17 protein-coding genes and 2 pseudogenes are annotated in these 18,990 nt (G+C 72.4%); 5 read left to right on the top strand and 14 right to left on the bottom strand.

Going from position 1 to position 18,990, the window contains the following annotated elements; genetic code table 11:
• Window positions 1-2,208, top strand: coding sequence for a hypothetical protein (locus tag ACH4J0_RS00205; RefSeq protein WP_396235397.1), 2,208 nt, complete (start codon window positions 1-3; stop codon window positions 2,206-2,208).
• Window positions 2,209-2,822: 614 nt separating this feature from the next.
• On the opposite strand, the gene ACH4J0_RS00200 is transcribed toward ACH4J0_RS00205, so the two are convergent.
• Window positions 2,823-3,125 carry a hypothetical protein gene (locus tag ACH4J0_RS00200; RefSeq protein ID WP_396235396.1) on the bottom strand — a complete coding sequence of 101 codons (303 nt, stop codon included), beginning with the start codon at window positions 3,123-3,125 and terminating at the stop codon, window positions 2,823-2,825.
• Window positions 3,126-3,211: 86 nt separating this feature from the next.
• Window positions 3,212-4,318 carry an NADH:flavin oxidoreductase/NADH oxidase gene (locus tag ACH4J0_RS00195; protein WP_396235395.1) on the bottom strand — a complete coding sequence of 369 codons (1,107 nt, stop codon included), beginning with the start codon at window positions 4,316-4,318 and terminating at the stop codon, window positions 3,212-3,214.
• A 376-nt stretch (window positions 4,319-4,694) separates the two neighbouring features.
• Between ACH4J0_RS00195 and ACH4J0_RS00190 the strand changes: the two genes are divergently transcribed.
• Window positions 4,695-5,129, top strand: coding sequence for a DoxX family protein (locus ACH4J0_RS00190; protein ID WP_396235394.1), 435 nt, complete (start codon window positions 4,695-4,697; stop codon window positions 5,127-5,129).
• Window positions 5,130-5,139: 10 nt separating this feature from the next.
• Here the strand turns inward: ACH4J0_RS00190 and ACH4J0_RS00185 are convergent, their stop codons facing one another.
• The 6 genes and pseudogenes from ACH4J0_RS00185 to ACH4J0_RS00160 form a co-directional block, all read right to left on the bottom strand.
• Window positions 5,140-7,893, bottom strand: a complete 2,754-nt coding sequence (locus ACH4J0_RS00185; RefSeq protein ID WP_396235393.1) for an ATP-binding protein — start codon at window positions 7,891-7,893, stop codon at window positions 5,140-5,142.
• Between the two features lie 160 nt (window positions 7,894-8,053).
• Entirely contained in the window at window positions 8,054-9,454 is a 1,401-nt protein-coding gene (locus ACH4J0_RS00180; RefSeq protein WP_396235392.1) for an MFS transporter, read from the bottom strand.
• Between the two features lie 367 nt (window positions 9,455-9,821).
• Window positions 9,822-10,421 (bottom strand): TetR/AcrR family transcriptional regulator, encoded by a 600-nt coding sequence (locus ACH4J0_RS00175; protein WP_396235391.1) that lies wholly within the window; start codon window positions 10,419-10,421, stop codon window positions 9,822-9,824.
• Between the two features lie 37 nt (window positions 10,422-10,458).
• Window positions 10,459-10,572, bottom strand: a pseudogene (locus ACH4J0_RS00170) (zinc-binding dehydrogenase); the annotation flags it as partial.
• Window positions 10,573-10,935: 363 nt separating this feature from the next.
• Entirely contained in the window at window positions 10,936-11,424 is a 489-nt protein-coding gene (locus tag ACH4J0_RS00165) for an NUDIX domain-containing protein (protein ID WP_396235390.1), read from the bottom strand.
• Between the two features lie 50 nt (window positions 11,425-11,474).
• Window positions 11,475-11,720, bottom strand: a complete 246-nt coding sequence (locus tag ACH4J0_RS00160) for a hypothetical protein (RefSeq protein ID WP_396235389.1) — start codon at window positions 11,718-11,720, stop codon at window positions 11,475-11,477.
• Window positions 11,721-11,864: 144 nt separating this feature from the next.
• On the opposite strand from ACH4J0_RS00160, the gene ACH4J0_RS00155 reads away from it, so the two are divergent.
• Entirely contained in the window at window positions 11,865-12,692 is an 828-nt protein-coding gene (locus ACH4J0_RS00155; RefSeq protein ID WP_396235388.1) for a helix-turn-helix domain-containing protein, read from the top strand.
• Window positions 12,685-12,882, top strand: a complete 198-nt coding sequence (locus ACH4J0_RS00150; protein WP_396235387.1) for a DUF397 domain-containing protein — start codon at window positions 12,685-12,687, stop codon at window positions 12,880-12,882. Before ACH4J0_RS00155 ends, ACH4J0_RS00150 begins: the two co-directional genes overlap by 8 nt.
• A gap of 50 nt (window positions 12,883-12,932) precedes the next feature.
• Here ACH4J0_RS00150 and ACH4J0_RS00145 read toward each other — a convergent pair whose 3' ends face one another.
• The 4 genes from ACH4J0_RS00145 to ACH4J0_RS00130 all read right to left on the bottom strand — a co-directional run bounded on the left by ACH4J0_RS00145 (window position 12,933) and on the right by ACH4J0_RS00130 (window position 17,116).
• Complete coding sequence (locus ACH4J0_RS00145) at window positions 12,933-13,928, bottom strand: aldo/keto reductase (protein WP_396235386.1); 996 nt, start codon at window positions 13,926-13,928, stop codon at window positions 12,933-12,935.
• A gap of 141 nt (window positions 13,929-14,069) precedes the next feature.
• Window positions 14,070-14,801 carry a heparin lyase I family protein gene (locus ACH4J0_RS00140; RefSeq protein WP_396235385.1) on the bottom strand — a complete coding sequence of 244 codons (732 nt, stop codon included), beginning with the start codon at window positions 14,799-14,801 and terminating at the stop codon, window positions 14,070-14,072.
• A 139-nt stretch (window positions 14,802-14,940) separates the two neighbouring features.
• A complete protein-coding gene (locus ACH4J0_RS00135) occupies window positions 14,941-16,344 on the bottom strand; it encodes a uracil-xanthine permease family protein (RefSeq protein WP_396235384.1) in 1,404 nt (467 codons plus the stop codon).
• A 223-nt stretch (window positions 16,345-16,567) separates the two neighbouring features.
• A complete protein-coding gene (locus tag ACH4J0_RS00130) occupies window positions 16,568-17,116 on the bottom strand; it encodes an SRPBCC family protein (RefSeq protein WP_396235383.1) in 549 nt (182 codons plus the stop codon).
• On the opposite strand from ACH4J0_RS00130, the pseudogene ACH4J0_RS00125 reads away from it, so the two are divergent.
• Window positions 17,105-17,296: pseudogene (locus tag ACH4J0_RS00125) on the top strand (TetR-like C-terminal domain-containing protein); the annotation flags it as partial. The gene ACH4J0_RS00130 and the pseudogene ACH4J0_RS00125 sit on opposite strands and share 12 nt — an antisense overlap.
• Here ACH4J0_RS00125 and ACH4J0_RS00120 read toward each other — a convergent pair.
• Both ACH4J0_RS00120 and ACH4J0_RS00115 read right to left on the bottom strand, forming a co-directional pair.
• Window positions 17,254-17,820, bottom strand: a complete 567-nt coding sequence (locus ACH4J0_RS00120; protein ID WP_396235923.1) for an IS607 family transposase — start codon at window positions 17,818-17,820, stop codon at window positions 17,254-17,256. The pseudogene ACH4J0_RS00125 and the gene ACH4J0_RS00120 overlap by 43 nt on opposite strands.
• 160 nt (window positions 17,821-17,980) lie before the next feature.
• Window positions 17,981-18,859 (bottom strand): PIG-L family deacetylase, encoded by an 879-nt coding sequence (locus ACH4J0_RS00115; RefSeq protein ID WP_396235382.1) that lies wholly within the window; start codon window positions 18,857-18,859, stop codon window positions 17,981-17,983.
• Between the last annotated feature and the right edge of the window lie 131 nt (window positions 18,860-18,990).

The following is an 18,990-nucleotide window of genomic DNA, read 5'->3' as shown; positions in this document are numbered from 1 at the left end:
ATGCTCGGATACGAAGACGTACTCAACGCCAACCCCGACGCGCTGGGTGCCGCCGCCACCCAGTGGCGCGCGATGGCCACGCGCTTCCACACCATGCAGACCACCATGGAGCAGGACGTCCTGGGCGGCAGCGGCACCAGTACCGGCATCGGCGGCGGCAGCGGCCTGTTCACGGGCGGCGCCGGCGGCCTGGGCACCGGCAACGGCCTGGCCGGCGGCCCCTGGTGGACCGGCGACACGGCGAACCTGGCCAACACGGCGCTGCTGGCCACCAAGGGCCAGATCGTCGACGCCCAGACCGAGGCCAACGCGATGGCCTCGCTGCTCGACGAGGCGCACACCGACTTCGCCGCCGCCCAGAAGCAGACCCGAGACGCCGCCGACGGCGCGGTCAAGGACGGCTTCAAGGTCACCGGCACCGGCACCGCCGTGTTCGACGAGAGCACGCTCGACCCCGCGACCCGCCAGGCGCTGCACCACGACCCCGAGGCCCGCCAGTCCTACCAGGACGCGGCCGACAAGTGGACCAAGGCCATCACCGCCGGCGTCCAGGCCGCCACCCGCGCCGACCAGCGCATCGCCGCCGCGCTGCGCGGCGCCTCCAAGGCCGGCAACCCGCTGGACACCACCTTCAACGGCAAGGCGGTGGGCGGCGGAGACGCCGGAGACGCCCAGCGCGCCGCCGACCTGGCCACCAACCTGGACCACCTCACCCCCGAGCAGCTCACCGAGTTGCAGGACCTGATGAAGGACAAGGCCGACCACCCCGGCTTCTCCCAGGGCCTGCTCACCCGGCTCGGCCCGGACGGCATGATCAAGCTGTCCCAGCAGCTGAGCAGCCCCGGCGACGACAAGAAGGCCGCCTACACCGACCTCCAGGGCGGCCTCACCCACGCCCTGGCCTCCGCCACCCAGGACACCGACACCGACTTCTACCGCCGCTGGCGCCAGGGCGTGAAGGACGTCGGCTACAACAACTACGGCTCCAACACCGATCCGGTGTACGGCTACCAGATCCTCACCACCCTGATGACCAAGGGCGACGCCAAGTACTCCGCGCCGATGCTCGGCGACCTCGCCGACGACATCACCGAGACGGAGAAGAAGCACCCCGACGCGTGGAGCTACAAGGCCGGCCACAACGGCGGCGCGCTCGGCGCCGACCCGCTGGACAACGTGCTCGCCGTCATGGGCCGCGAGCCCGACGCCGCCACCGCCTACCTGGACCCGAACTCGGGCGGCGGCAACCAGCACCTGCACTACCTGCTCAAGGACCGCAAGTGGCCGGACGGCTGGATCGCCAACCCCTACGCCGGCGTGGTCAAGATGCCCGACCCGCTGTCCCAGAGCGGCCTGGGCGCGGCCCTGGAGGCCGCCACCACCGGCCAGCCGGCCGGCGCCCCGCACAGCGGCCACCACACCGAGGCCCAGGCCCGGATCATGCAGGACACCGTCACCACCCTGGACGAGGGCCAGGGCGGCAACAAGATCAACGCCAACCTGCGCCAGCCGCTGGCCAACGCCCTGGCCGACTACACCAACGACACCCACGAGATCTTCAACGGCCGCAACTCCCAGTACATGGACCACGGCAGCACGGTGTGGACCGACGCGGGCGGCACGGTCCACATGGGCGTCGGCGAGGACAGCCTGGTGCGCGTCATGCGCGGACTGTCCGACAACCCCGACGCCTACGCCACCCTGCACCAGGCCGAGAGCGCCAAGATCGCCCAGGAGCTGTCCTCGATCGGGCCCAACCCCTCGCAGAACGACATCCAGGACGTCATGAACAAGGGCGCCGCGAGCCTGGGCGTCTACGACGCGATCCGCGCCGACGTCTCGATGGGCCAGCGCGACGACGCCAACCTCCAGGCCGACTGGAAGGCCAAGGTCGCCTACCACGTCGTCGGCGCGCCGCTGACCCCCATCCCCTGGGTCGGCGACAGCGCCCAGCGCCTGGTCGACACCTGGGCCTGGGAGTGGGACAACCAGATGAAGGACCACAACAACAGCATCGCCAACGCCCAGATCTCCGACACCTACCTGGACGCCAACAACGAGATGACCCACCTGGTCAGCGGCTGGGCCAAGGACCGCGGCATGGACCCGGACAGCAGCATGATCCACGTCGTCGAGGACGCCTCGCACGACCGCCGCTCCACCAGCGCCACCACCGCCGGCCACTTCCTGGGCCGCGGCAACTCCTGACCCGCCGCCAACGGATCCGACCCCTTTGGACGTGAACCGGCGCAACCTGCCCGTCCGTTGACCCGGTGGGAGCGAAAAGGTGGACGGGCGCCGCAGGACAGCAGTCCTGCGGCGCCCTCTCCGAGGCTCCACGCCAGTGGTTCACCGAATGCCGCCGAGCGCCCGCCCGCGGTCGAGTCTGCCCGGACGGGGCCGGAGGACATGTGAGCACCCGCGCCGGGAACACCGCGCCCACCGCCACAACGGCACCATCGACAACGGCACCGGTGAAGCCGGCCGGCGCACCACCACGGTGGTCGGCCTCTACCAGGTCGACGACCCGCTGGACCAGTTCTGGGACGGACTCGGCTGCCCCGACCGGGCCTGCCTCAACGTAGGCCCCCGGGCCAGAACTGGTGGCAGACCAGCCGGAGTACGCCACCGTGCCCGAGGCGTTCACCCGGGCCGCCGCCGGCCTGCCCGGCGTGCGCGCCGCCACCCCCGCCCTGCCCGACCCCGGCAAGCCCTTCGTCGTCGTCCCGGCCGGCCCGGCCGCCGAACGACAGCCCGAACTCAGGCCGGCCAACCGGTGGCTGACCGCCGGCGACATCGATCCCGAACAGGTCAGGGCGCTGCTACGGGAACGGGGCCTGACCCAGCCCACCGGCATCCTCGCACTCATCCAGGACGACGCCGCCGCGGCAGGCCGTGGCAGCCACGGCCTGCCACCGGGCTACACCGTCCGTAGCAGCCGTGAACTGGCCGCCCAGCTCGCCGACGACCCCCTCCAGCAGGCCGCCGGACGCCTGTTCCGCCACGCCGCCGCCGCGGCCGCCGGCTTCGCCCTGCTCGCCGTCCTGCTGACCCTCCTGCGCGCCGCACCCGAACGCGCCACCGTGCTCGCCCGGCTGCGCACCATGGGCCTGCGGCGCCGCCAAGGCCTCGCGCTGGTCACCACCGAGGCCCTGCCCCAGGTACTGGCGGCCGCCCGGGGCGGTGGACGGACCACCCCGGGCGGCCGCGCTCAGGCGCGGTGGTACTGGACGGGGGAGTGGACCGCGCCGCCCAGCTCGCCGGCCGCGTGGCGTGCCCAGAACGGGTTGCGCAGCAGCTCGCGGCCGATCAGGACGGCGTCCGCCCGCCCGTCGGTGACGATGGCCTGGGCCTGGGCCGGGTCGGTGATCAGCCCGACGGCCGCCACCGGCAGGCCGGCCTCGTTGCGCACCGCCTCGGCGAAGGGCACCTGGAAGCCGGGCGCGGCCTCGATCCGGGCGTCGGGGACCAGGCCGCCGGTGGAGACGTCCAGCAGGTCCACGCCGTGTGCCTGGAGCTCCTTGGCGAGGCGGACGGTGTCCTCGCTGGTCCAGCCCTCGCGCCCGTCCTGAGGGTTCTCGGTGAGCCAGTCGGTGGCCGAGACGCGGAAGAACAGCGGCAGCTCCTCGGGCCACACCGCGCGCACCGCGTCGACGACCTCCAGGGCGAAGCGGATGCGGCCCTGGAAGTCGCCGCCGTAGGCGTCGGTGCGGTGGTTGCTCTGCGGGGAGAGGAACTGGTGGATCAGGTAGCCGTGGGCGCCGTGGAGTTCGACGGCCTGGAAGCCGGCCTCCAGCGCGCGCCGGGCCGCTTCGGCGAACTTGCCGACCAGCTCACGGATCTGATCGACCGTCAGCTCGTCGGGTGTGGTGTGCGCGGGGGAGAAGGGCACGGCGCTGGGGGCGACCGGGGTCCAGCCGTGCTCCTCCTCGGGGGCCAGTGCCCGCCCGCGCTCGACCCACGGCCGCTCGGTGGAGGCCTTGCGCCCGGCGTGGCCGAGCTGGACGGCCGGGACGGTGCCCTGCTCCTTGAGGAAGGAGGTGATCCGGCGGAAGGCCTCGGCCTGGGTGTCGTTCCACAGTCCGAGGTCGTAGGGGCTGATGCGCCCCTCGGGGCTGACCGCGGTGGCCTCCACGATGATCAGCCCCGTGCCGCCCGCGGCCCGCGCCGCCAGGTGGGTGTAGTGCCAGTCCGTGGGCACCCCGGCCGCCTCGCCGGCCGGCGCGGCGCTGTACTGGCACATCGGCGGCATCCAGACCCGGTTGGGGACGGTCAGCTCCCGCAGGGTGTGCGGGGTGAAGAGGGTGGTGGCGCTCATGTCGGGCTCCCGGCTCGGTCTGAGGCGCCCGCGGGCGCGGGCTGGCATAGCTTGTTGCGGATGAAGTCTACGAGCCTCAACAATAGTTGCGGACTCATTAAGTTGCAAGAGCCGCATATTTTTGGGATCCCCGGGCTCCCGGGGATCGGGGACCGGGCCCCGCAGGCCCGCCGGAAGCGCGGCCCCGGCGGGGTGCGGCTGTCGCGGAACTCAGAGGAACCTCAGAGCTTCGCACCGCTGCCGCCGGAGCTGACGTGAAGTCAGAATTGGCGCCACCGCGTCAACCTCGACCGGGCCGCCCCCGTACGGCCCCGGCACCGACGCGCGCACACCCGGTACCCGACCCCCCAACCCCCACCTGACCGAGGAGCTCCCCGTGGCCGTCGACCCCTCGCCGCTCGCCGAACGCACCCGCCCCCTCGTCCTGGGGCTGTTCCGCATCGTGGTCTCCCTGCTGTTCGCCTGCCACGGCGCGGCCACCCTCTTCGGCGTCCTGGGCGGCGCGCACGGCAAAGCACCCGAGTTCGGGCAGTGGCCCGGCTGGTGGGCGGCCGCCATCCAACTGGCCGGCGGCGTCCTGGTCCTCGTGGGCCTGGCGGTGCGCCCGGCCGCGCTCCTGTGCTCCGGGTCGATGGCCTACGCCTACTTCAGCGTGCACCAGGGCAACGCCCTGTGGCCGATCCAGAACGGCGGCGAACCCGCCGTGATGTTCTGCTGGGCCTTCCTGCTGATCGCCGCGGTCGGGCCCGGCGGCCTGGCCCTGGGCCGGCTGCTGCGCCGCGTGCCCGGCAGAGCGGCCCTGTCCGTCTGACCGCCCCGCCTCAGCCGCCCGCCCCGGCCCCCGACTCCAGGAGGCCGCGGGCCCGGGCCGCCAGGCCGTCGGCGCCGCACCCGACGGCCAGCTCCAGCCCCCGGGCGAGCGCGGCACGGGCGTGCGCAGCCGGGCCCAGCGCCTCGCCGAGGTCGACCAGCGCCATCGCGTGCTCGTAGCGGGCCGGCGAGCGCTCCAGGTGCCGCACCGCCTGCGCCAGCAGCTCGGCCGCGCGCGGTCCCTCGTGCACCGAGGCGCACAGCCGCAGCGCGCTGCCGACGGCCGAGTCCGTCCGGGACTCCCGGGCCCGGCGCACCGCCTCCCCGGCCAGCTCGCGGGCCCGCTGCGGCTCGGCCGGGGCCACCGCGCGCGCCAGGTGCCCCAGCCACGGCGCCCACACCGTGTTGCGCCACCCGCGCGCGTCCAGAGCCGCGCCGGCGGCCGTCAGCACCTCGGCCGCGCCCGGCGCGTCGCCCGCCGCCAGCAGCAGACGGCCGTACAGCGTGGGAGCGTCGGGCAGCACCATCACCGTCGGGTACGGCGGACCGAAGGCGTGCTCGCGCGCGAGCTCCAGGGCCTCCTCCAGCCGGCCGCGCGCCGCCAGGGTCTCGGCCAGCGCCCCGACCGCGTCCCAGTGCAGCGGGGTGCCCGGGCCGATCCGCCCGGCCGTGCGCAGCGCCCGGCGCAGGTAGTCCTCCGCCTCGACGAGCGCGCCGCAGCGGAAGCGCAGCATGCCGGTCAGCAGGTAGGCGAAGCCGAGGTGGCCGCCGCTCCACCCGGCGACCTCGTAGGCGCGCACCGCCTCGGTGAACAGCTCCTCCGCCCGGTCGACCCGGTCCGCGTACAGGTAGCTGATGCCCAGGATCCCCGGCAGCTCGAAGCCCCAGGTGGTGTTGGTCCAGCCCAGGCTGCGCGGCAGCCGGCCCCGCGGCAGGGCGGAGTCGGCCAGTGCGAGCGCCCGCGCGCGGTCGACGCCGCGCAGCGTGAGGTCCCAGCAGCGCAGCACGGCCACCGCGTGGGCCAGGCCGTCGTGTTCGAACACGGCCCCGCCCGGGGCCGCCACGGATTCGCCGACGTCGGTGAAGGCCAGTCCGACGGTGTCCAGCATCCGGTGGAACTGCGCGAGGCGCCGGGAGCGGCCGGGGCCGTCCGCGTCCTCGGACTGGAACGTGGTGAACATGAAGTGGGCGACCTCCAGGCGCAGCCGCCCCGGTCCGGGCAGGGCGCGCGCGGCCTCCTCGGCGCACAGCGCGGCGGCCTCGCCGAGCCGGTTGCTGTGGGCGAGGGCCTGGGCGAGCCGGAAGGTCGCGTCCACCCGCAGCCCGGGCTCCAGCCCGTACGGGTCGGCGAGCGCCAGGCGCAGCTGGTTGACCGTGGTCGCCGGGTCGGTGAGCAGGGCCGAGCAGCCGAGTTCGTAGAGCACCGAGGCCCGGTCCCGGTCGGCGGGCGGCTCGCTGACGGCACGGCGCAGGCAGCGCTGCGCGGCCTCGGGCGCGCCGATGGCCAGGTGTTCGCGGGCCGCCCGGCGCAGCTTGTCGACGATGACGCCGTCCCCTTCGGGCAGGATCTCCAGCAGGTGCCGGGAGGCCGCCGGCAGGCCGAGGCCGGCGTTCTCGACCTCGACGGCGGCGACCCCGTGCATCCCGGTCCGGGCGGCCGGCGGCATCGACTGGTAGACGGAGGTCGCGATCAGCGGATGGACGAACTCCAGCCGGCCCGCCGGCGTGCCGGTCAGCACCCGGTGCCGGCGCAGTTCCCGGACGGACTGGGCGGCGGTCTCGGGCCCCTGGGCGCAGATGGCGGCGGCGAGGTCGGGGCGGATGTCGGTGTCCAGGACGGACGCCGCCCAGGCGAAGCGCAGCGTGGTGGGGCCCAGACGGTCCAGCCAGTGCCGCAGCGTCATCCCGCGGGCGGTGGCGGCGATCTCGCGCAGCAGCCCGGTGCTCTCCTCGACCGGGTCGAGCTGCTGGTCGGCCACCTCGCGCAGCAGGGCGGCGGTCTCGTACGGGTTCCCGGCGGTGACCGCCCAGACGTGGCGGCAGAAGGCGTCCTCGGCCCGCGCCCCCAGAGCCGCGCGGACCAGGTGCGCCACCGAGGCGGGCTGCAGCGGGCGGAGTTCGTGCCGGCGGTCGGCCCGGGCGGCGAGGCCGCGTTGCAGCGCCAGCGCGTCGTCGGGGAACTCGTCGCGGCAGGCGAGCACCAGCAGGGCCGGCAGCTCCCGGGCACGGACCGCGAAGCCGGCCAGCCAGCCGAGCGACTCCGGGTCGGCCCAGTGCAGGTCGTCGACCAGAACGGCCACCGGCGAACGCAGCTGCACGAGGCGGGTCAGGACGAAGTCCAGCCCGTCCCGCACCCCTTGCGGGTCGAGCTGCCTGCCGGGCGGCAGCAGACCGGCCGCGGGGCCGACGACGTCCTCCCACGGCCCGAAGACCCGCGCCCGCTCGTCGTCGGACAGGGCCGACAGCACCGGCCGCACCAACTGGCGCACCACGTGGAACGGCTCGTGGCACTGCCGCTGCCCGCCCCGGGCGAACAGCACCGTGCAGCCCGCGCGCTTCGCCGCCCGGCGCACCTCGGTCAGCATCGCGGTCTTGCCCAGTCCGGCCGCCCCGGTGTAGAGCAGCAGCTCCCCGACCCCGGTGCCGGCCGGCCGGGTCAGCACCTCGATCGCCTGCGCCGCCGACCGCAGCTCGGCCTCACGCTCGTGCAGCGGCCCGTCCTCCCGCCCCGTCCCGTCGCCGCCCCCGGCCTTCCCCTCGGCCACCGCCGCCTCCAATTCGCCCTGCCGGGCCCCTCGTTGCAGAGGGCCGAGGTTACTGCCGATCGGCCGGCCCCGCTGCGGGCTTGACAAAGCCACCCGGCTGCCAGGAACGACGGCGGCGCCGCCCGGGAACACCCGGGCGGCGCCGTCCACGTGCCGGCCGTCAGCCGCGCGCCGTCTGCGGCACGCGCTGCGCCGGAACGGCCTGCGTCGCCTTGGCCGTACCCGTACGGGCGGCGGTCGGGGCGGCGCCCAGCGCCGTGCCGCGGGTCTCCTCCGCCCACAGCGCGCACACCAGCAGCCCCAGCGCCGTCGTCCCGGCGGCGATCAGCATCGTCGGCCCGGTGCCCAGCCCGGTCAGCGACAGCGGCAGCAGATAGGTGCCCACCGCCGCGCCGATCCGGCTCACCGAGGTCGCAACCCCCACCGCCGTGGCCCGGATCTCGGTCGGGAACAACTCGTTCGGATAGGTCCAGTCGAGCACGTTCGGCCCGCCGCACAGGAACGCGTACGCGCACAGCGCCGTCAGCGCCACGGCGGCCGGCGCGGTGGGCCAAACCCCCAGCAGCGCCAGCGGCACGGTCATCAGCGCGAACGACCAGATGATGACGGGACGCCGGCCCCTGGTGTCGATCAGACGCAGCGCCGGGTAGCAGCCCAGCAGGAACACCAGGCTGATCAGCCCCGTGCCCAGGGTCTCCATCACCGTGCCGCCCGGCATGCCGAAGGAGGACAGGATCTGCGGGCCGAAGGTCAGCATCGCGAACAGCGGGCCGACCTGGCACAGGAAGAACAGGCCGCAGAACAGGGTGCGGCGCCGGTAGGGCGGGGTCATCAGCAGCCGCAGCCCGCTGCTGCGCCGCGCGCGTCCGGCCGGGTCGGGCATCAGCTCCCGGCCGTCGACCCGCACCCCGAGGTGCTTCTCCACCACGCGCACCGCATCGCCCACCCGCCCGTTGGCGGCCAGCCAGCGCGGCGACTCCGGCGAACCGCGGCGGATCACCAGGAAGACCACGCACAGCACCGTGGAACTGGCCAGCATCCACCGCCAGCTGCCCGGCCCGGCCAGCTCCAGGAACAGGTAGCCCACCACGTAGGCGAGCACCGAGCCGGCGTACCAGGCGACGATCTGCTGGCCGAGCAGCCGCCCGCGGTGCTTGGCGGGCAGCCACTCGGCGAGCAGGGAGGTGGCGATCGGGTAGTCGGCGGCCACCGCCATGCCGAGCACGAAGCGCAGCACGGCGATCGCCCACACGTCGTCCACCCAGAAGGAGAGCACCGAGCAGACGACCATCACCAGCAGGTCGGCGGTGTACATCACCTCCCGGCCGATCTTGTCGGTCAGCACGCCGAACAGGGCGCCGCCGACGAACATGCCCACCAGCGCGGCGGCGCCGATCAGGCTGACCTGCGCGGTGGACAGGCCGAGGTCGGGGCGCATCCCGATCAGGGCGACGCCGACGATGCTCAGGATGTAGCCGTCGAGCAGCGGCCCACCGGAACAGGCGAGGGCCAGCCTTCGGTGGAAGGCGGTATACGGGGCGTTGTCGATGGTCTGGGACATCTGTCTGGGGTCCTCCGGAGCGTACGGCCGTGCGCTCTTCACACACGCCGTGCGCCGGGTAGACGGCAGGGAACGGCGCCGCCCACGCTGGACGGCGCCATCGCCCGATCACACCGGGCGACCAACCACGGTTGCCCGGATCCGCCGGGGTGACCACCGGGCCGAAGGTCAAACGGATCGATGACCTTGGTCCCGAAGCGGACAGGGCCTTCGCCCGTGCCGAACCCAGGCTCGCCCAGTGCTCGTGGGCGTCCTCGCCGTCCACCGGCCCGATCGCCCGCCGCGGGTGAGCCTTCTCACGACCAGCGCCCCCGGGCGTGTCCCTCGCCACAATTCCGGCCCCTGGTCCAGACCATCAGCCCCGGGATCAGGCGACGGGCCGCGCCCCGCGCAACCGGGCCAGGCCCGAGTCCAGGGCCGCCTCCAGGTGGACGGTGGAGCCCGTGGTCAGCAGGATCAGCACCCCGCCCTGGACGCCCGCCAGCAGCGCCGCCGCCTCCCGCTCGGCATCCAGTTCCGCCGCGACCTCGCCACTGCCCTGCAGGCGGCGGATGCCCGCGGCCAGCTCCCCCTGCCACCGCTCCAACAGCCGCGCCGCCACCGCCCGCGCCCCATCGCTGGCCGGCCCCAGCTGGGACAGCGCCGTGTGCAGCGGACAGTTCACGCCCTGCGCGCGGTAACGGGCCACCACCTTGTCCCGCCACCGCTGCCAGGCCTCCCAGGACGTCAGGGCGCCCAGCTCCGGCTGCTGGTCCTCCAGCACCCGCTGCGCCTCGTGCTCCGCCACGGCCAGCAGCAACTCGTCCTTACCGCCGGGGAAGTAGTGGAACAGCTGACTCTTGCTCGTCGCCGTGCGCGCCATCACGTCCTCCAGGCGCAGCGCGAACACGCCCTGCGCACGGATCTGCCCGGCCGCGCCCTCGACGATGCGCCGCCTGGTCGCGGCGCCCTTGCGGGTCAGCGTCACGTTGCCCTCCCTGCTGTACGGTCCCGCCGCCCTCCGCTCAGGGCAGCAGCACCAGCTTGCCGGTCGTACGGCGCGACTCCAGGTCCGCGTGCGCCCGGGCCGCCTCGGCCAGCGGGTAGCGGCCGCCGATCCGCTGGGTCAGCCGCCCCTCGCCGTCATTCCCTGGGGACCGCCGCGGTACGGCCCAGCCGGGTGCTCCGCCGGAAGCGCGGCAGCACCAGCGCTAGCCGGCGGGGAAGAACTTCACGGAACGGAACCGGTCCGAGTTGAGTTCAGGGATGTCCCAGCACCCGTCGTCGGGGTCGGTGAGGGTTCCGCTCAGGGTGTTTCCCTCGTCGTCGTCGAGGTGGTGGCTGAAGTCTGGTGCGGCCGCGTGCGCGGCGCCGGGGAGGGCGACAGACAGCGCGAAAAAGGTCGGCAGAGCGCCGTCGTCCCGACAGTCGCCCCGATCGTGCTGAGTCCTCGGCCGATCGCAGGCGTGAATCACCTTTTGGGCCCAGCCCGTCCACCGGGATCAGCCCACGGGGACCGGCACGCCCTGGATGAGGAGTGGGATGCCGGCGCCGTGCTCCCAGGCGTCCCAGGCGTCCTCGACGCGCCGGTACTGGTCGTCGGCCATGACCTCGCGCAGCTCGGACCGGGGTACCCAGTGCAGGCCGCGGATGTCGGCCGGAGGCTGGTGGCGGCGGACGGTCTCGGCCTCTCGGGGCGTGAGCATCCCGCCCGCGTAGACGAGGTTGACGCCCTCGGGGAACCTGGCGGCGGGCACGTAGTCGATGGTGAGGATCGTGCGCAGGCCCAGCACGAGCCCGGTCTCCGTTTCGAGGTGGCGACGGGCGGCGAGGTGGGGGAGCTCGTCCTGCTCGGCGCTGCCGCCGGGCAGGGTCATGCCCTCCCGGTAGACGGGGTCGACCAGGAGGACGGAGAACTCGTCCGCCCGGTCGGGCTCTTCGAGGAGGACGAAGACCTGCTGGCCCGATCGGCGGGCGGGGGGACGGCTCATGAGGAGGGTCCTGCTCAACTCTGCTCCAGATGTGAGGAATCGGTGGTCGGTCACAGCGACCGACGACGCGGCTTGCCGCCGGTGCCCGGCGCGGTCTCCCGAGGGTCGAGGGCCCGGAGCAAGGCCGGGTCGACCCGCCACTCGGGCCCGGTCGCCCCGAGGGGCCGGAGAATCGCCTTTCCGAGCAGCACCTCGACGAAGACCCCTTCGCGTGGCTCTCCGTTGTCCAGGTAACTGAAGTCCTGCACCACTTCGTGGAGTTGGAAGGGGCAGGGGGGATTCTGCGCGTCAGGCATGGGGGTCTCCGTGAGGGATGTACGCATTGCCGTCTTGGCCGATGACTTCGGTCAGTGACCGAATCGCTACCAGGATGGCTCAGCCTCCTCTAGGATCGGAAGAGTTTCAAATCTCTGGTCCGGTGGATTTTAAAGAGAGCGATCTTGGTTCGTCGCACACTTGATCCAACGTCATCACCGCTTGAAGCACTGGCAGTTCAAATCGGCAGGGCGCGCCAGGCCAAGGGGCTGACGCAGATCGAACTTGGCAAGCGAGTCGGGTACTCCAACGTCTATATCTCGAACGTCGAGCGAGCCAAACAAGCTCCCTCTTTAAAGTTCGTAGAACGCGTCGACGCCGCCCTCGATGCAGGTGGCGCCCTGACGGGGCTGTGGTGGAGTTGGAAGAACGGTGCTCTTCTGCCCGGGTTCTCCGAGTACCTTCGCCGGGAACGCGAAGCGATCGCAGCCAGACTGTTCGACACGGACATGGTGTCGGGCATACTCCAACATCCGAGGTACAGCGCAGCATACGAAGCCGGTATCGTCCGACGTGGGGAAGCGACTCAGGAGCAGGCTGACGGGAGACTCGGCTTGCTGGCCCAACGCCAACTGATGCTTGACCGGGGCACGATGATCCATGCTGTTCTGGATGAGGGGGTCCTGCGCCGGCCGATCGGCGGTCGGGAGATCATGGTCATGCAGCTCTCTCACCTGGAGAGTCTGAGCCACCGCTCGAACGTGATCATCCAGGTTGCCCCGTACCGCCTCGCCGAGGATCGACCCCTATCCCACCCCGTCACGCTTTTGACCCTTCCGAATCGGGCTTTGGTCGGCTACACGGAGACGCTTCAGCGGGGATACCTGGAACAAGACGCCGAGACGGTGGCCCGATGGGTCGATAGATACGATCGACTCCAGGTCAACGCGCTCAGCCAGCCGGATAGTTTGGCCATGATCCGGGAGGCACGGAAGGAACTGGACCATGCATGACCCAACGGGCGCCAAGTGGCGCAAGAGCACCTATAGCAATGGTGGGGGCGGCTGCATCGAGGTAGATGACGCGCACCCGGGCAGGGTCCGTGACTCCAAGGACCCCAAGGGGCCGGTCCTGACCTTCCCGTCGGAGGCCTGGAAGTCGTTCGTCACCGCCGTCCGCAGCGGGGAGTTCGGAGACATCTGAAAACGACGGGCCCGGACCGCACACTCGGCGGTCCGGGCCCGGGGAGTGCCTCAGTGCTGGCCCGGCCACTGGGTGATGGGGTGGCCGACGACCTCGTGCGGCTGGTACGGCTCCTCCAGGTAGCTGATCTCCTCCTCGTCGAGTTCCACGTCCACCGCCGCGATGGCGTCCTGGAGGTGGCTCATCTTGGTGGCGCCGACGATGGGGGAGGTGACCGTCGGCTTGGAGAGCAGCCACGCCAGCGCGAGCTGCGCCATCGGCAGCTCACGCTTGGCGGCCAGCCGTCCGAGCCGGTCGACGATCTCACGATCGGTGTCGGGGTAGAGGGTCTTGCCGAACGCGTCGCTCTCGCTGCGGGCACTGACGCTGTCCCACTGCCTGGCGAGCCGTCCCCGGGCCAGGGGACTCCACGGGATGACGCCCACACCCTGGTCCGCGCACAGGGGCAGCATCTCCCGCTCTTCCTCGCGGTAGATCAGGTTGTAGTGGTTCTGCATCGTGCTGAACGGAGTCCAGCCGTTGCGCTCGGCGACGTACTGGGCCTTGGCGAACTGCCAGGCCCACATCGACGACGCGCCGATGTGCAGGGCCTTGCCCGCCTTGACCACGTCGTGCAGCGCCTCCATCGTGATCTCGATCGGCGTCGCCGGGTCCCACCGGTGGATCTGGTACAGGTCGACGTGGTCGGTGCCGAGCCTGCGCAGGCTGTTGTCGATCTCGGCCATGATCGCCTTGCGGGACAGTCCCACGCCGTTGGGCCCCGGGCGCGTCCGGCTGTGAACCTTGGTCGCCAGCACGATCTCGTCGCGGTGGCCGTATTCGCGCAGGACCTGCCCGACGATCTGCTCGCTGCTCCCGGCGGAGTAGACGTTGGCGGTGTCCACGAAGTTCACCCCGGACTCCAGGGCGTGCAGCATCATCGGCCGTGACCGATCGAGGTCCAGGGTCCAGCTGTGGTCGCCCTGGCCGGGGGCGCCGAAACTCATGGCACCCAGGCAGATCCGCGACACGTCCATGCCCGTGGAGCCCAGCTTGACGTACTTCACGATCTTCCCCCTTGACGTGGATCAACAGCAGAACGATCAACGCCCAATGCTGACAACGACCCAGACGCCCCGCAAGGCCGCCTGGACAACACAGGCCCGGACCGCACCACCGCGGTCCGGGCCTGCCGTCGTCTTCCTCCCCTACGAGCCGACGACGGCCGTCTCCAACGTGGTCGCCATCACCGGGCTGGTGAACGTGTTCGTCGCATCCCCCGACGACTCGTGGTACGAGCCCCACTTCAGGTAGTTCCGGTCGCCGTCCCAGGTCGTCCCCTTGAACGTCCCCGAACCCGTCCTGAACGTCTGCTTCTTGCCGTCGAACCAGAAGTCGATCGTGCCGTCGGTGCGCCCGAGGTGGATCTTCAGCGCGTAGGCGTGCCACTGGCCGTTCTTGACCGGCGCCGTCCACAGCGGGTGCGCCACGTGCCGGGTGTCCCACTCCTGCAGCCGCACGCGCCCGTCGGTGATGTCGATCTCGATCGGGTGGTTGGCCGTGCCGGTGCTCGGCGAGCACTTGAGCTGGAAGACGTACCGGCTGTTGTCGTCGCCGATCTCCGCCTTGGACGACCAGCCCAGGTAGAACGTGTCGCCCTCCTTCAGGTCCGGGCCGAGCGTCTCGCAGCGCTCCTGGTTCGCGGCCTGGAACGCCTTCCACACGCTGCCCTTCACCGGGTCCTTGACCACGCCGAAGCCGCTCGGGGCGGCGCACTGGACGCCGACGAAGGACGACGGCCCCTCGGCGGTGCTCGGGGTCCACAGGACCTTGCCCGTGGCGGCCGCACTGCTGGCCGTCGCCGAGCCGCAGGAGATCGCGAAGGTGGCCAGGGCCAGGGCCCCGACGGCGAGTTTGCGGTGCTGGGGCAGAAGGGACATGCCTCTCCCGGGTCAATGGGTGGTCAAGAAGGGCGTGCGGAGCGATTCGACCATCTGACGACCTCTCGGACCAGGCGAAAAAGACCGGCGGAAGTACCTTTCGGTTACTTCCGCCGGTCTTCGCTGCGCGGGAGCCGCGCTACGGGGCGCGCCGTTCCCCCTCGCCCTGGGACGGCTCGTCGTAGGAGGAGGTGCCCTCGTCCAGCAGCGGTTCCTGGGCCTTGAGGTGCGCGGGGGCCAGCGCCCGCAGGGCGTGGTAGCCGGTGATGACGACCAGGGTGCCCAGTGCGATGCCGCTGAGGCTGAAGGTGTCGGTGAACTTCAGCGTCACGTTGCCGATGCCGATGATGATGCCCGCCGCGGCCGGCACCAGGTTCAGCGGGTTGCGCAGGTCCACCCCCGACTTGGTCCAGATCTGCGCGCCGAGCAGGCCGATCATGCCGTACAGGATGACGGTGATCCCGCCGAGCACCCCGCCGGGGATCGCGGCGACGACGGCGCCGAACTTCGGGCAGATGCCGAACAGCAGTGCGAAGCCGGCGGCGGCCCAGTAGGCGGCGGTGGAGTAGACGCGGGTGGCGGCCATGACGCCGATGTTCTCGGAGTACGTGGTGTTGGGCGGGCCGCCGAGGGCGGTGGAGAGCACGGAGCCGACGCCGTCCGCGGAGATCGCGGTGCCCAGCTTGTCGTCCAGGTTCTCGCCCGTCATCTCGCCGACGGCCTTGACGTGCCCGGCGTTCTCGGCGACCAGCGCGATCACCACGGGCAGTGCGACCAGGACCGCGGACCACTGGAAGGAGGGGCCGTGGAAGGCGGGCAGGCCGATCCAGTCGGCCTTGCCGACGCCGGAGAGGTCCAGGCGCCAGTGGTCGGTCATGTGGCCGCCGCCGTCCACCGAGTGGATCTTGCCGAAGACCCGGTCGAAGACGAAGGAGATCCCGTACCCGAAGACCAGTCCCAGGAAGATCGCCACCCGCGACCAGAAGCCGCGCAGGCACACCACCGCGAGGCCGGTGAACAGCATCACCAGCAGCGCCGTCCACTGGTCCTGCGGCCAGTACGTCGAGGCGGTCACCGGGGCCAGGTTGAAGCCGATCAGCATGACGACGGCGCCCGTGACGATCGGCGGCATCGTCGCGTGGATGATCCGCGCTCCGAAGTACTGGACCGCCAGGCCCACCAGGAACAGCACCACGCCCACCACGAGCACCGCGCCGGTCACCGTCGCACTGGTGCCGCCCTGCGCCCGGATCACCGCGGCGACCCCGACGAAGGACAGCGAGCAGCCCAGGTAGCTGGGCACCCGGCCGCGGGTGGCCAGCAGGAAGATCACGGTCGAGACGCCGGACATCATGATCGCCAGGTTGGGGTCCAGCCCCATGAGCACCGGGGCCACGAAGCTCGCGCCGAACATGGCCACCACGTGCTGGGCGCCGAGCCCTGCCGTGCGGGGCCAGGAGAGCCGTTCGTCGGGGCGGACGACCGCTCCCGGTGCGGGCGTGCGCCCGTCACCGTGCAGCTTCCAGCGCACGCCGAGATCCATGTGGGGGTTCCTTCTCTGAACTTTCGGGGGGACTGTCCGCACCATTCTCATGGTCATCCGGCCCCCGCGCACACCTGGCCCCGCCCCTGACCTGGGCACTCGCGCCGGGCGGGGCCGGCGGCGGGGCGGCTCACGCCTCGGCGGCGGCCTTCGGCCCCCGCGCACACCTGGCCCCGCCCCTGACCTGGGCACTCGCGCCGGGCGGGGCCGGCGGCGGGGCGGCTCACGCCTCGGCGGCGGCCTTCAGGTCGCCCAGCCAGGCCTCCAGCCCCTGGCGCAGGATCGCCGTCGCGGTCGGGACGTCGGCGTCGACCTGCGGCCCGGAGTGGGTCTCCTCGGTGCGCACCAGGACGCCGCCGGGCACCGGGCTGAAGGTCCACACGTGCACGCCGTCGATGTGCAGTCCCTCGGCGACGGCGGGGCCGGTCCAGCGGACGCAGACGCCGGGGCGAAGCTGCCGGACGGTGGAGGTGATGTCCAGGTCGGGGGCGGTGGTGGCGGGGTTGGGGGGCAGCGGGGTGGTCCAGTGGAACGCCGAGCCGGCCCGCAGCGGGCCGTGGTCCAGGCGCTCGGCGCTCGCCACGGCCTGCTGCCAGGACGGCCGGCGGGCGACGTCGGTCTGCAGCCGCCAGACGGTGTTCAGCGGCGCGTGGATCACGGCCTCGGTCCGGTAACGGACCCGGGCGGCGGGATCGACGCCCTGCCCGTGGCAGGTGAGGGGAGCAGCGGGGGAGCGGGAGCCGGAGCGGGCGGTGGCGGCCTGGGCGGGCACGGCGACTGGGCCCTCGGCCACCCCGCCCCGCCCGAGGCGCTGCACCGCTTCCTGAGCCTGTGGACCCGCCTGCACGGCGTGCTCTCCCTCGAACTGGCCGGCCACTTCACCACGATGGGCTTCGACCCTGCCCGGCTCTACGCCGCCGAACTCGACGACCTGCTCGCGCCCCGGCCGTAGAACCCGTACAGGCGGGCACAGAGCGAGGTCGGTATCTCGACCATGTCCCGCACGGGATCGTCTTCGACCTCACCCTCGTCCAGGACGACCAGGCGCCGGCCCGACGCGGCGAGCACGGCTTCCACGAGTTCGACGTTCATCCGGCCGAGGCGGTCCTTGTGCTCGACAACGACCGTTGTCACAGCCGGATCGGCCAGCAGACGACGGGCCTTCGACCGGCCGCCGTTCATCCCGGAACCGATCTCCGATTCGACCCGGACGACACGGTGACCACCCTGGGCCGCCCATCCGGCGAGCCGGGCCGTCTGCCGCTCAAGGTCCGACTTCCGGTCATGTGAGGAGACCCGGGCATACAGGCCGACGCCGCCGGTTGGGCCGTCGGATGCGGCGTTGGCCTCGATGTTCACCGGGATCGTGCGCGGCCCCACCCGCTCAGCCGGAACCGGCAGAGTGCCCTGACGGAACCAGCGGTAAGCGGTATGGGGACTGATCCCCTGCGCTCGCGCCCACTCCGTCAGATTCACGAACGCGACCATAATGCAACTGGACTACGCTCACGCACACTTACGCACAGTCAGACGTCAACAGTTCACCACCCCCGCCTCAAAAGGGCGGACGGCCCCCGGCGCCGCCGTCGGGGCCCGGGCTCCGGCGGCGGCGCCGGGGGCCGGGCTCCGACGGGCGTCAGCGCAGGCCGGCGAACAGGTCCTGCTCGGGCAGCGGCGCGCCGGTGGTGTCGCGGACGCGCACGAAGGTCTCGACGCCCATCAGCTGGGTGAAGCGCTCCTTGCCCATCCGCAGGAAGAAGATGTTCTCGCCCTGGCTGGCGTGGGCGGCCAGCGCGTCGAACTTCTGGCCGCCGTAGGCGCTGGTGTCCACCCAGGTGGTGACCTCCTCGTCGGGCAGCCCGATCGGCGGCAGCTCGGGGGCCTCGACGGCCGACCCGGCCCCGCCCGTGCCGCCGGTCTCCTCGGCCGGCTCGGCCGGCTCGTCCCAGTCGGCGCCGAACTCCCGCATCGCCTCGCCGAACCGCTTCATCGCCGAGTGCGGCGCGGTGGTCCAGTACACCTTGGGCGCCAGGTCGGGGGCCAGGTCCAGGGCGGCCATGGTGATGCGGTGGGCCTGGATGTGGTCGGGGTGGCCGTAGAAGCCGTTCTCGTCGTAGGTGACGACGACGTCCGGCCGGTAGTGGCGGATCAGCTCGGCCAGGCGCGTGGCGCCGTCGGCGACGGGGGTGCTCCAGAACGAGCCGGGGGCGTCGTTGGCGGGCCAGCCCATCATCCCGGAGTCGCCGTAGTCGAGGGTTTCGAGGTGGTCGACGCCCAGGACGCGGCAGCTGGCCTCCAGCTCCTTGCGGCGCAGGGCGGCCACCGCCTGCGGGTCGTGCCCGTCCTCGCCGGGCTTGGCGCCGCCGGGGCCGTCGCCGCAGGCGCCGTCGGTGCAGGTGACGAGGACGGTGCGGATGCCCTCGGTGGCGTAGCGGGCGAGCACGCCGCCGGTGCCGGTGGCCTCGTCGTCGGGGTGGGCGTGCACTGCCATCAGCGTCAGGGGCCGGTCAGCCATGGTTTCGTCCTCGCTTCGCTCGGGTGGTCCGCTCCCAGTCTGCCGGGCGGGTGTGACAGCCGGCCCCCGGCCCCGCCCCTCGGGCCGGGCCACCGGTGCACTGCTAGCTGACATGAATCGTTTCCGGACAA

The sequence above is a fragment of the Kitasatospora sp. NPDC017646 genome, from assembly GCF_044329365.1.
Taxonomy (GTDB): domain Bacteria; phylum Actinomycetota; class Actinomycetes; order Streptomycetales; family Streptomycetaceae; genus Kitasatospora.
Note: the sequence above shows the minus strand (reverse complement) of the source record. Positions and strands in the feature narration are given on the sequence as shown.

Excerpts from the sequence above, each read along its gene's own strand:
- ACH4J0_RS00205 (WP_396235397.1), top strand. The coding sequence starts at position 1 with ATGCTCGGATACGAAGACGTACTCAACGCCAACCCCGACGCGCTGGGT.
- ACH4J0_RS00195 (WP_396235395.1), bottom strand. The coding sequence starts at position 4,318 with ATGAGCGCCACCACCCTCTTCACCCCGCACACCCTGCGGGAGCTGACC.
- ACH4J0_RS00180 (WP_396235392.1), bottom strand. The coding sequence starts at position 9,454 with ATGTCCCAGACCATCGACAACGCCCCGTATACCGCCTTCCACCGAAGG.
- ACH4J0_RS00165 (WP_396235390.1), bottom strand. The coding sequence starts at position 11,424 with ATGAGCCGTCCCCCCGCCCGCCGATCGGGCCAGCAGGTCTTCGTCCTC.
- ACH4J0_RS00160 (WP_396235389.1), bottom strand. The coding sequence starts at position 11,720 with ATGCCTGACGCGCAGAATCCCCCCTGCCCCTTCCAACTCCACGAAGTG.
- ACH4J0_RS00150 (WP_396235387.1), top strand. The coding sequence starts at position 12,685 with ATGCATGACCCAACGGGCGCCAAGTGGCGCAAGAGCACCTATAGCAAT.
- ACH4J0_RS00140 (WP_396235385.1), bottom strand. The coding sequence starts at position 14,801 with ATGTCCCTTCTGCCCCAGCACCGCAAACTCGCCGTCGGGGCCCTGGCC.
- ACH4J0_RS00135 (WP_396235384.1), bottom strand. The coding sequence starts at position 16,344 with ATGGATCTCGGCGTGCGCTGGAAGCTGCACGGTGACGGGCGCACGCCC.
- ACH4J0_RS00115 (WP_396235382.1), bottom strand. The coding sequence starts at position 18,859 with ATGGCTGACCGGCCCCTGACGCTGATGGCAGTGCACGCCCACCCCGAC.